Here is an 11641-nt window from a genome sequence, read left to right as displayed (position 1 = left end):
GTAAAGCAATGATTTATGGCTCTCAAAAAGATCTTATTACAATGAAACAAATCCTCAGGGCAGTAATGTTTTCCTACTCCTTGCGTTGAATTTCATGGCATTGTATAATACTTGCATACATCATATACCTGACAAACAAAGATACAAAAGGAGAATTCGGTTCCCATGAATATAAAAGAAGCCTGTTCCTGTACCCAGCTTTTTCAAAACATATCTGAAAAATCAGCTGCGACACTGATGGCCTGTGGCAGCCTGAGGCGTTTTCCAAAAGGATCACACCTGTTCTGGGATAAAGAAATGAGCCAGACGCTTTATATAGTAGTAACCGGTTTCGTATCCCTTTATAAGATTAATTCCCAGGGAGAGAGAAAAACCATTTTTCTATTGGGGAAAGGGGAAATGGTGAATGAAGAGGTTTTGCAGAATATGCCCGCCTCCATTAACTGCGAAGCCTTTGAATCATCGGTAGTTCTGTGCTTTGGAAAGATGGATTTTTTAGAGGTTATGCGTCATGATTTTGAACTGACAAAACTGATTCTTGATTCCCTTGCTTTAAAAAACCGCCGCTTATACCGGCAGTTAAAAAATACTTCCAACTCCATACATGGGGAAAAGAAGATCGCGGCAAAGCTGTGGCGGCTTTCCAAGGATTACGGCATACCCCATGAGGAAGGGACCTTAATCAATATGGAATTAAGCATTACTTATCTGGCAGATATGCTGGGTTCCAGACGGGAAACCGTTTCCCGTCAGTTAAAGCATTTAACCGATCAGGGGCTGGTCCGTATTTTAAGAGGTAAAATTGTCATTCCTGACAGAGATGCCCTGTCTGCATTTTTTAAGGGAATTAATTGCTGATTAAGACTTTTACCGCAGCGGTAAGACCAGCCAGCTTTTCCGCTGCATCACAGCTTTCAGAGCCTTTTACGCCGATATAACATTTTATCTTCGGCTCAGTTCCTGACGGACGGATACAACACCATGCCTCGTCAGCCAAATCAAAATACAAAACATTGGAAAGCGGAAGGTATGTAGGATACTCTGCCCTGCTTTTCAAATCTTTTACCACTCCGGTTTCGTAATCACGGAATTTTATTATTGGAAATGTCCCGATGCAGGACGGAGGATTTTTTCTGATCGCTTCCAATATTCCATTTATTTTTTCTGCACCATCCATTCCCTTAAAAATGATGGTGTTGAGATTTTCTCTATAATAACCATATTTTTTGTATAAATGCTCCATCTGCTGACATAGATTTCTTCCCAGTGTCTGATAATAAGCTGCCGCTTCACATAGTACCATTGCTGTGACTACCGCATCCTTATCCCTGGCATGCGTTCCCTCAAGGCAGCCATAGCTTTCCTCATAGCCAAATAAAAAGTTATGGCTGCCGCTTTGCTCAAATCGTTTTATCTGCTCTCCGATGTATTTAAAGCCTGTCAGAGTTTCTATTAATTCCACGCCATAAGCCTTTGCAATAGCCTTGGACATTTTGCCTGATACTATGGTTGTTACTACTGCCCCATTCTTAAGAAGCTCATAATTGTCTTTTTTCTGTGATAAGATATACTCCAGGATAATCATTCCCGACATATTTCCAGTAAAGGACACATATTCTCCGTTTACGCCGTTCTTTACATGAACTCCCAGGCGGTCTGCATCCGGATCCGTAGCAAGAATAATATCTGCATCCACCTCTTTTGCCAGCTTAATTGCAAGGGAAAAAGCGTTACTGTCTTCCGGATTGGGATAATTTACAGTAGGGAAATTTCCATCCGGAATTTCCTGCTCAGGCACTACATAAACCTGCTCAAAGCCTAGTTCTTTTAAGATACGACGCACCGGTAAATTACCGGCTCCATGAAGAGGGGTATATACAATTTTCAGCTTTTTTTGCTGTTTAAGAATAATTTCCGGGTGAATTACCAGCTTTTTTAATTCCTCCATATAGCAATCCTCTAATTCCTTTTCAATTACGTGGTAAAAACCCTTTTTAATTGCTTCTTCCAAATTCATGGTCCTGACCTGCGCATAATCCGTTACTTTCTTTACCTCTCCGATTATTTCCTTATCTTTTGGAGCAGTAATTTGTGCACCGTCTTCCCAATATACCTTATAACCATTGTATTCAGGTGGATTATGGCTGGCTGTAATCACAACTCCAGCAATACACCCCAGCCTTCGAACTGCAAAGGAAAGCATAGGTGTCGGTTTCAATGAATCAAATATGTAAGAGCCGATTCCGTTTGCTGCCAGGCAAAGAGCCACCTCCTGAGCAAACTCTGGGGAATGATTCCTGGAATCATAGGCAATGGCTACACCTCTATTTTCTCCCTTTTCCCCGATAATATAATTAGCCAGCCCCTGGGTTGCCCTGCGGACCGTATAGATATTCATTCGGTTTGTACCTGCTCCCATTATACCTCTTAGTCCTCCGGTCCCAAATTCCAGTTCTTTATAAAAACGGTCCTGAATCTCTGTCTCATTATCCTTAATGGCAAGCAGTTCCTTTTTAATCCTCTCATCAAAAAATGGATTTTTACACCATGATTCATATTCTTTTCTGGCTTCCATCTTATTTTCTCACATTCTCTTTCTGGTGCTTATTCATAACAGCTCCCTGATACGGTAAATCCCAAAATGATAAATTTATTTCCCTGGCTGTTCTCATTTTTCATGATACGCACCGTATGATGACCTGTGGTTCCATCTGTCAGAAGCAGCTTATAATCCGCATGGCTTCCCCAGCTTCCATAAAAATATGTATCGATGGTATCAATATACCGATCATCCATATATACATCAAAAATTCCGTAGCTCTTTTCCATTCCTCCATAATATATCAGTCCAATGTTGGTGGCATTTTCAATTGTAAATGTAATATCTGCCCCTGTATCAGTCTGCCACCCATATGGAAACTGAGCATTTTCTAACGTAACTCTGAACACATTGCTGCCTGATATGGAAATGCCATCCATGCTGCCGGAACGGTGATCCAGAATTTTACCATTTTCATATCTGGATTCAGTCAGAGTATCTTCCGGCATCTCATAGATACCGAAATCGCCGTCACTCTGGCTCTTTATATCCTCCAGTACCTTTTCGTAGAAGCAGTTCAGACACCGTGATATGATCTTATGTCCAGCATTATTGGGATGCGTGAAGTCATCGGAAGGACCTAACTGGTTCCACTGTAACGTCCCGTTTTCAAGCCTTGCCCCCACTACGTCTCCATAGCTGATTACAGAGACGTCATAGTGATCTGCTATTATTTTATGGTACTGGCTGTAATCAATGCATTGGCCTTCCTGTGAAAACTCGGTCAGGCACAAGGCCACTACTGCAGGCTTTGTCTTGTACTTAAGTATTCTCCGCAATAAACTTTCGTAGCTCTCCTGGTTATGGCTGCGATAGTCGTTTACACTAAATTCTACTACCACCAGATCAGGATTCTTAAAAAGTACATCCTGCGCAACGCGATGGACACCAAGATAGGAATCCGTGGCTCCAATACCGGCATTGACATAGTTAATCTTTGCATCAGGAAACGTTTTCTTCCACCACTGAGTAGTTCGGTATGCGAAACAATTGGTCTCCTTGGGATCTGCGCTGGAACCATTGGTAATAGAACCGCCCAGATAAGAAATTGTCACGCACTCCCCTCTGTTTGCTTTCTTAAAAACATTGATGAGACGCGACAGATTTCCCTTACTGTACACACTGTTATCTGCTATTTCCTGATCCGTCACAGCCTCCATGCCGGATATCAGCGTTCCATCATCAATTAATTTTCCATTCATTCCCAGACACCCTCCGATACACTTTCTATAAATGCACATAGCTCATCTGCCATCTGCTCCGCCTCCATGATACGTATGTGACCAGGAGTCCCCACACCGTTTTTTGAGTATAGAAAATGAACAATTTTGTCATCCTTAAGTTCACGGCACACCCTGCCAATAGAAGCATCCCAATTCCCATTATGCTCCAATATGGTAGTTGAAAGAATAATGAGCGCCTTGGGATATTTTTCCCGGATTTTCTGTATCCAGGTTTTATAAGTTAACCGCCAGAGCTGAGCTTTTTCTCCTTCTATATCCGCCTTCATGTAATCCTCAGGATTATTGTCATTTTGTCCAATTGCCACAATTACCACATGGGGAATATACTTATTTAAATCCCAATCCATGACAGCTCCAAGCTGAGGATTATAATGTACTTTATTCCAGACGTCTTCCATCCCCAGATACTGAGGTGCTAAGAACCAGCCAGTTCCGTTTTGCAGGGCAATTCCTCCCTGTGCTATAATATGGATTTCAGCCTTTAATTTTCTGGCTGCTATCCAGCCATATGAATACCAGCTGTTAGAGTACTCTCCGCTGTGACAGGGGTCTGCCATTCCGGCATACGCGGTTGCCTCTGACACCTCTCCTGCAGATACGGAATCTCCGTAGACTTCAATCCTGCGCACTGGTCTTACCAGACTATCCGTCAGATTTCCTGCACCGGTCAGAGTCAGTTCCTGGATTGTAAATATATGGCAGGAATCCTGACGTTTGAATATCATAATACGGTGTTCCTTCTCCTCCAGGTTCTCAGCCAGAACGATTTTTCTGCTTCCTGTATCCGCAAGACGTTCTTTTCTTTGTACTCCATCCACAATGATTCCTATGTAGTTATCCCAATAGGCTCTTTGATTATCTATGACAACTGTTGCCCCTGTTCCTATAAAGGTAAAGGAGAGAGAGCTGGCCGGAAAGATAAATACCGGGCGACTGGGGTCCGTATTGTCAATTCGCCCGCTGTACTGGAGCTTACGATCATCCAAGTTGATTTTCATAAACAGCTCCCTTTTCACCTTTATCTTCTAATAATTTTAAATTGTCATGTATGATCCGGTATCTTTGTAATACGCATTCTGAGGAGCGAAGGGGATCCTCCGGCGTATGAAATGCATAATCCTCTAATTGATCTATTGTAGTAGTTGCCACATGCATACGTGTGTCGCAGGAAGCATAATACAGGTAAACTTCACCATTATCCCTGGCAATTGCACCATTGGTAAACACTACATTAGATACATCCCCCACCCGTTCCATTCCTAACGGCGCCAGAAACAGACCAGATGGTTGGGCAATCACTTTGGAGGGGTCATTTAGATCCGTTGCAAAAACATAAAGTACATAGCGAAGTCCTGCTGCTGTGTTGCGCACTCCGTGAGCAATATGAATCCAGCTTTTCTTTCCCTTAATAGGAACTGCACCAGCGCCGTTTTTCACTTCTGTCAACGTATGGTAGACCCGACGGCTGATAATTCTCTCCTCCTCAATCACGGCATGTGCTATATTTTCACAGAGTCCGAACCCAATTCCTCCACCGTTTCCCGTCTCAATAAACCCATCCATTGGCCTGGTATAAAATGCATACTTTCCGTCTACAAATTCCGGATGCAAAACTACATTTCTCTGCTGTGGTGAATGCAGTGTGGTCAGGTTATCTAGGCGCTCCCAGGTTTTTAGATCTTTTGTTCTTACAATTCCTGCCGCGGCCACTGCCGCAGATAAATCACTGCTTTTTGTGTCCTTACTTTCGGAGCAGAAGACGCCGTAAATAAAACCGTCCTGGTGCTTTGTCAGCCGCATATCGTAAACATTGGTTTCTTCGGGGCAGGTGTCAGGAAGTAAAACAGGATAATCCCAAAATTGGAATTCATCAATTCCGCTGCTGCTTTCTGCCACAGCAAAAAAAGATTTTCTGTCATTTCCCTCAACCCGTGCTACGAGATAAAATTTATTGTTTATTTCAATTGCACCAGAATTCATGACTGCATTTATGCCAAGACGTTCCATAAAAAAAGGATTTCTTTCTGCATCAAGATCGTATCTCCAGATAAGCGGTGCATGATTTCTTGTCAGTACCGGATTTTCATATCGGTCAATAATACCATTATAAAATCCGCTTTTTTTGTTTTTTTTCTTTATCAGCTGGTTGTATTTGTCAAGCTCTGTATAATATCTGCTATGAATCATGCTTCGCCCTCCTTATTACCTCAAAACACATTCTTCCATTATGGTACGGACATTTCCACGGCTCCACAATGGGCCTGTTTAATGGAATTCTATCCTGATCAAGTGCCCAGTACCATTCCGATCCGGTGCGTCGATCAATCAAGTACGTTTTTATGTAGTTCCATACAGCGTTTGCTGCTTCCAAATACTGGTGTTCCTTATGGTTCTTTTCATATCCATTTAAAAAACCAACTACAGCCTCCGCCTGAACCCACCAGACTCTTGTGGTATCATTTATTCCGTTTAAGCACTCGTTCATAAGCGATGAGTCCACATAGGCTCTGTTATAAATATTCGCAGTGATCTCTTTTGTAATTACTCCCAGCTTATCCTTGTAATTGTTATCTCCCAGAATCTCACAGCCCCTGTCTATCAGCCATGCGGTCTCAATATCATGACCGTATGAATAAAGGTCAATTAAAGAATTCCACTCCCGGTCAAAAAACACCTCCTGATGTCCGGCCTCCCGATTATAGACACGTTCTGCAAATGTATCGAGAATGAAGCGCATCCGCTCTGCTACATCTTGATCTTTGCTCACCCGGAAAAGTTCCGTGTAAGCTTCAAATACATGGAGCAAAGTATTCATTGTTTTTTCTGCAACAATTCCATTTTCCGAAAGTTTTTCGTTATCAATGATATGAAATGCTTCATCAAAGGCTTCCTGATAACCGTATTCATCGGTACACTTTGTCTCTACCAATTCAAAGAGAGCCTTTGCAAGATCCAGTGCCTCTTCGTCTCCCGAAGCATCATAGTAGGACGACAGTGCATAAATCGCAAATGCCTGATTATATGTATGCTTAACTTTTTCTTCCGGATGTCCGTCAAATGTCACGGACCAGTACACCCCTCCGTTTTCTTTATCCAGACATTGATCTTTGAGAAATGAATAGGCATGGCTGGCATAAAAAAGGAGACTGTCTTCCTGCAAAAGCAGATACGCATTTGAAAAGAACCAGAGGATACGGCTGTTTAAAATACATCCCTTTACCGCCTTCTTATGGACCTTTAAGTCATATCCCATATATCCGTAAAAACCACCAAACTCCTTATCCTCAAGTTTTTCCCAGAAGGGAATGATATCCCTTGTGAGGTGCTGTTTCATTTCCTCCGCTAACATATGCTTATCTCCTCTAGCGCAATCCTATTTCTGTATCACTTTCCGTAACCCAACTATGTTCTTTTATATAGGCCGCTACATCCTGTACGGTTGTAAATGCCAGACCTACGTAGCTGTCAGCCGCTCCGTAATAAATTGCAATCCTGCCGGTTTCTGAATCATGTATTGTTGCACAGGGAAAGGTCACATTGGGTACAAATCCCCGCTCCTCATACCATTCTTCCGGTGTTAGAAGAAAATTCCTGCAGCGGTATTTCACAATAGAGGGATTGTCAATATCCAGGATTGCTCCGCCTATGCTGTACACAAAACCATTGCAGGTTCCTGTTACTCCATGATAGAACAATAACCAGCCCTCTGTGGTTTCAATAGGAGCCGCTCCGCCCCCTATCTTCACATTCTCCCACCAGCTGTCTCCTGTTTTCCCCATTACATGCCTGTGTTTTCCCCAATAGATCAGATCGGGACTCTCAGAGATATAAATGTCACCAAAGGGCGTATGCCCGCTGTCACTGGGTCTGGAAAGCATCATGAAGTTCCCTCTGATCTTTCTGGGGAAAAGGACTGCATTTCTGTTAAAAGGCAAAAAAGGATTCTCAATTCTTGTAAATGTCTTAAAATACCTGGTCCGTGCCATCCCAATGGAAGCGCCGTAACAGTCCTGACACCACATGAGATAATAAGTTTCTTCTACCTTTACAAGCCGGGGGTCATACGCGTAAACAGGCATGAATGGTTCTCCATTCTCATCAACAAACTGTATTTTTTCACGTTCAAACTCCCAGGAAATCCCATCTTTGCTGTGTCCCAGATATATAAATGGAACTCCATTTGTCTGTTCTCCCCTGAATACTCCCATAAATTCATTCTCATATGGAATCACAGCACTGTTGAAAATACGGGCTACCCCCTCCAGTGGATTCCGCTCAATAATGGGATTTTTATCATATCTCCACACAGGCATCCATTTTTTTGCTCTCTCCGGTCTATCCTGCCACGGCATATTCGGAACGTGTGACCCAATTATTCTTACTTCACTCATGATCGTTTCCTCCATTTATGTATTGCAATGACTCCAGTTCCTGTTTATGCCTTGACTGCTCCCTGGGTCAGGCCACTGTAAATCTGTTTTTGACACAGGATAAAGACAGTCAACGCAGGAATCATCGTTATTATGACTCCTGCACAAATATAATTGTACTGGTTTCCAAGAGGCCCCGTGAATTTAAACAGAGACGTTGCCACTGTCACCAGCCTGTTTTTATCCTGAAGATAAAGATTTGCTGCATAGTATTCATTATAAGTTCCCACTCCTTTTAAAATCATCACGGTAATGATCGCCGGTTTCAGAAGTGGCAGGAGCACCCGAAAATATACTCCAAAATAGGTGCAGCCATCCATAATAGCCGATTCATCCAGGGATACGGGTATATTTTCAAAGTACTGAATGAAAATATAAATGGACATGACATCAGTACCGCACATCAGGATCATGTATCCCATCAGGCTGTTGATCCAGCCCAGGCTGTACATAATCTGATATACGGACACCTGCATGGCAATTCCGGGAAGCAGGGAAGCAAACAAAAAAAGGCTGCGGATTAAACCATTACCGGGAAACTTGAACCGGCTTAAAATATAAGCCAGCATAGATCCGGTCAGCACAGAACCAGCCAGCACGCACACCAGAATGATCAGCGAATTCCGAAAAGCCACTCCCATATTTGCTTTCTGCCATGCCTCTATGAAATTATTCAGATAGAGCCAGCTGTCCGGAAGAGTCATAACACTGGTGGTCGCATATTCTTCCGGCGTTTTAAAAGCGGTGATTACACAAACAATAACCGGAAGCACGGAAATGACAGAACCCAGAATCAATGATATATATTTTACTATTGTCCAAATAATTTTCTTTAAATTGAACTTCCTCATCTTCCGCCCTCCTCTGTCTGCTTTACGATCCGCTTCTGCCTTCTTATGGTCCGTATTGGCTCCCGATCACCAACTCCCAGAAAATACCACTCTCCCGCTTTCTGAAGCAGCGTTGCCACCAGAATTAATACAAAGAGAACGATTGCCATAGCTGAAGCCAGACCCACCTTCTGGCTTTCATGGGCCAGCTTATTCATAATAACAAAATAGGTACCAGTTCCGAACTCACCGCCTGTAATAACATAAGGCGGTTCAAAAACACTGAGTGAACCGGTAATTGACAGTATCATATTCAAAACAATAATTGTTTTAATACTGGGCAAAATAATATACCGGAACTTATTCCAACCTGTTGCTCCATCAATGGCCGCCGCCTCGTAAAGTGTACTGTCAACAGACATAATGGCACCGATAAACAGAACCATGTTCTGCCCTGTGTACCGCCACACGGAGGTGGCGGTGATTGAAATGTTATTGATTTTCTTATCCTTCAGCCAATAAGGCAGAGATTGCAGATCAAATCCGATCCACTGAAGAACTGTGTCCAGCACAAATCCCCTGGTATAAAAGAATTTGAATATAAAACCTACAGCGATTCCGCAAACAAGGTATGGAAAAAACAGAAATCCTTTATACAGACTGCCGCCTTTTACCCGGAAGCTTAAAATAGAGGCGAACCACAAAGCAATTCCCAACTGTAAGAAGGAAGCAGCAATATAGTAACCGCTCAGCTTTAATGCCTGAAAGCAATCCTTTCTGGAAAATACTTCTGAATAATTTTTAAGACCTACGAATTTCCGTTCTCCGATGTATTTCATATCATAAAAGCTGAATTGAAACATCTTTACAAAAGGAATATATGTAAAAACCAGAAGTAATAAGAGCGGTGTGAGCATGAACGTAACCATACACAGCCTGCGGTTTACTTTTCCCGACTGAATCCACTTAAAAAAATTAAATGGTGCTCTTTTTGTGTTCATATCATCTCCCCTTTTGCTGTCTGTCAATGAGTAATTCCGCATTTCTCCTGTGCAGCCGTCCATTTTTCATCCCACTCTGCAGCCAGCTCTTTCATTCCTGGCTGACCATTAATTGCTGCTTCTACCACAGCTTTAGCCAGACCGCCGGATACATTCACTCCCAGCTCTGATTCATTGTTCACATCATTCCCCAGGGTTTCCTCACCTGCCGGTGTGGGTAAATCATATAGAAGCCCCACTCCGTCAAAGGCTTTCAGAAAATCCGGCAACTGAGCATTTACTTTAATCGGAATTCCACCCTGGCTCACTTCAAAGCCTGACTTATCTATAAGCCATTTGACATACAGCATTGCGGCAAGCTGATTGTCTGCTGAGCTGTTGCAGTTGATCCCGTAATTATAATCGGGGGATACGGAAGTATACTGTTTTCCGTTAACAGAAATCGGGAATGGCATATATGCCACATCATCCCCATGCTCTGCCGCAGCCTTCATCTGGGCGATAGACCATGAGCCCAGTGCCATACAGGCAATCTCTCCCCTGTTTAAACGGGCCTTGCTTCCTTCCCAGTCTGTAGTGGTGGGGTCTTCCTCTGTAAGCCCTCTTGAAACTGCCTCGTAAAGCAAGTTATATACGGCGTAAGGTCCGGTCTGGTCCCCCCTGTCGGCAAATGGATTTTTTCCCTTAACACGTCCTTCATGGGCAAAATCCGCCTGCCCGGTAGCACATGCATCTATGTAAGCATCCCAGGCTGTCATGGTCCAACCGGCTGCAAAATTCGTATAAAGCGGAATTGCATCTGTATGTTCTTTTATCTTCGAAAGAGCGTCCAAAAATTCATCCGGGGTTTTAGGAATCTCTTTCACCCCAGCCTCTTCAAATATCCTCTTGTTATAAACAATCCCCTGAGTATTACCCATGGATGGAAGTCCATATACCTTGTTGTCATAGCTGTAATTAAACAGCATTGTATATTCTTTTGACATCTCATCTAAATTTCCAAAGGTAACAAAATAATTCTTAAGTTCATTCTTATCTACCGTGACCGGAATCATACAGATATCTCCCCAGTCTCCCGTAGTCAGCCGGGTGGTGATATCATTGGCATAATTGGTAATCCCCTCATATTCAATACTAATGTTTGGATACATTTTTTGAAACTCTGAAACATACTCTTTAAACGTCGTGTCAACAATGTCTGTTTTATGGGTCAGAAATTTTAAATTTGCCTTTAAGTCTGTATGCTCTCCCAGCTTAACCTGGTCAAATACAACCGCTGTGTCTGTCTTATCTGCGCTGCTTTCCACTTTTTTATTGCAGGCCGCCAGTGAAACGGTTAATGTTCCGGCAAGAACAATTGCCAGAAGTTGTTTCCCATATCTTACCCTCATGATAAAACCTCCCAATTATTTAATCTTTTTTAACTTAAATTAATCTTAGCATATTTGTATTTTAATCACAAGTTTATTTTCATTTTTCCTATATTTTTGTTTATATATCACATTTTTATGTAATATTCTTATGCACAATACATATT

The 11641-nt window shown here is 42.5% G+C and carries 10 protein-coding genes; 1 reads left to right on the top strand and 9 read right to left on the bottom strand.

The genetic code is table 11. The features are described 5' to 3' along the window. Positions 1-165 precede the first annotated feature (165 nt). Positions 166-858 (top strand): Crp/Fnr family transcriptional regulator, encoded by a 693-nt coding sequence (locus BXY41_RS03820; RefSeq protein ID WP_104434848.1) that lies wholly within the window; start codon positions 166-168, stop codon positions 856-858. On the opposite strand, the gene BXY41_RS03815 is transcribed toward BXY41_RS03820, so the two are convergent. From BXY41_RS03815 to BXY41_RS03775, 9 genes are read right to left on the bottom strand one after another with little or no spacing between them, the layout of a single operon-like run. Beyond that, the gene (locus BXY41_RS03815) at positions 848-2575 is read right to left on the bottom strand and encodes a phospho-sugar mutase (protein ID WP_104434846.1); all 1728 of its coding nucleotides are present in this window, start codon (positions 2573-2575) and stop codon (positions 848-850) included. The two genes, BXY41_RS03820 and BXY41_RS03815, sit on opposite strands and share 11 nt — an antisense overlap. A gap of 29 nt (positions 2576-2604) precedes the next feature. After that, complete coding sequence (locus tag BXY41_RS03810) at positions 2605-3801, bottom strand: SGNH/GDSL hydrolase family protein (protein ID WP_170072202.1); 1197 nt, start codon at positions 3799-3801, stop codon at positions 2605-2607. Continuing rightward, positions 3798-4841, bottom strand: a complete 1044-nt coding sequence (locus tag BXY41_RS03805; RefSeq protein WP_104435619.1) for an SGNH/GDSL hydrolase family protein — start codon at positions 4839-4841, stop codon at positions 3798-3800. Before BXY41_RS03805 ends, BXY41_RS03810 begins: the two co-directional genes overlap by 4 nt. Beyond that, positions 4822-6030 carry a glycoside hydrolase family 130 protein gene (locus tag BXY41_RS03800; RefSeq protein WP_104434842.1) on the bottom strand — a complete coding sequence of 403 codons (1209 nt, stop codon included), beginning with the start codon at positions 6028-6030 and terminating at the stop codon, positions 4822-4824. Before BXY41_RS03800 ends, BXY41_RS03805 begins: the two co-directional genes overlap by 20 nt. After that, the gene (locus BXY41_RS03795; protein WP_104434840.1) at positions 6020-7192 is read right to left on the bottom strand and encodes an AGE family epimerase/isomerase; all 1173 of its coding nucleotides are present in this window, start codon (positions 7190-7192) and stop codon (positions 6020-6022) included. The genes BXY41_RS03800 and BXY41_RS03795 overlap by 11 nt, the downstream gene beginning before the upstream one ends. A 13-nt stretch (positions 7193-7205) precedes the next feature. Next, entirely contained in the window at positions 7206-8234 is a 1029-nt protein-coding gene (locus tag BXY41_RS03790) for a glycoside hydrolase family 130 protein (protein WP_104434838.1), read from the bottom strand. Positions 8235-8278: 44 nt separating this feature from the next. Further along, positions 8279-9124, bottom strand: a complete 846-nt coding sequence (locus BXY41_RS03785) for a carbohydrate ABC transporter permease (protein ID WP_104434836.1) — start codon at positions 9122-9124, stop codon at positions 8279-8281. Next, complete coding sequence (locus BXY41_RS03780) at positions 9121-10104, bottom strand: carbohydrate ABC transporter permease (protein WP_104435617.1); 984 nt, start codon at positions 10102-10104, stop codon at positions 9121-9123. Before BXY41_RS03780 ends, BXY41_RS03785 begins: the two co-directional genes overlap by 4 nt. A 23-nt stretch (positions 10105-10127) precedes the next feature. Continuing rightward, a complete protein-coding gene (locus BXY41_RS03775) occupies positions 10128-11495 on the bottom strand; it encodes an ABC transporter substrate-binding protein (protein ID WP_104434834.1) in 1368 nt (455 codons plus the stop codon). Positions 11496-11641: the final 146 nt, after the last annotated feature.

Origin of the sequence: Lacrimispora xylanisolvens, from assembly GCF_002934545.1 — a bacterium.
GTDB classification, from domain to species: Bacteria; Bacillota; Clostridia; order Lachnospirales; family Lachnospiraceae; genus Lacrimispora; species Lacrimispora xylanisolvens.
The sequence above is the reverse complement of the archived record's forward strand: the minus strand, read 5'-3'. Positions and strand labels throughout refer to the sequence as shown.

Bases quoted from the DNA above. Each gene is read 5' to 3' on its own strand.
- BXY41_RS03820 (WP_104434848.1), top strand. From the start codon at position 166: ATGAATATAAAAGAAGCCTGTTCCTGTACCCAGCTTTTTCAAAACATA.
- BXY41_RS03815 (WP_104434846.1), bottom strand. From the start codon at position 2,575: ATGGAAGCCAGAAAAGAATATGAATCATGGTGTAAAAATCCATTTTTT.
- BXY41_RS03810 (WP_170072202.1), bottom strand. From the start codon at position 3,801: ATGAATGGAAAATTAATTGATGATGGAACGCTGATATCCGGCATGGAG.
- BXY41_RS03805 (WP_104435619.1), bottom strand. From the start codon at position 4,841: ATGAAAATCAACTTGGATGATCGTAAGCTCCAGTACAGCGGGCGAATT.
- BXY41_RS03800 (WP_104434842.1), bottom strand. From the start codon at position 6,030: ATGATTCATAGCAGATATTATACAGAGCTTGACAAATACAACCAGCTG.
- BXY41_RS03795 (WP_104434840.1), bottom strand. From the start codon at position 7,192: ATGTTAGCGGAGGAAATGAAACAGCACCTCACAAGGGATATCATTCCC.
- BXY41_RS03790 (WP_104434838.1), bottom strand. From the start codon at position 8,234: ATGAGTGAAGTAAGAATAATTGGGTCACACGTTCCGAATATGCCGTGG.
- BXY41_RS03785 (WP_104434836.1), bottom strand. From the start codon at position 9,124: ATGAGGAAGTTCAATTTAAAGAAAATTATTTGGACAATAGTAAAATAT.
- BXY41_RS03780 (WP_104435617.1), bottom strand. From the start codon at position 10,104: ATGAACACAAAAAGAGCACCATTTAATTTTTTTAAGTGGATTCAGTCG.
- BXY41_RS03775 (WP_104434834.1), bottom strand. From the start codon at position 11,495: ATGAGGGTAAGATATGGGAAACAACTTCTGGCAATTGTTCTTGCCGGA.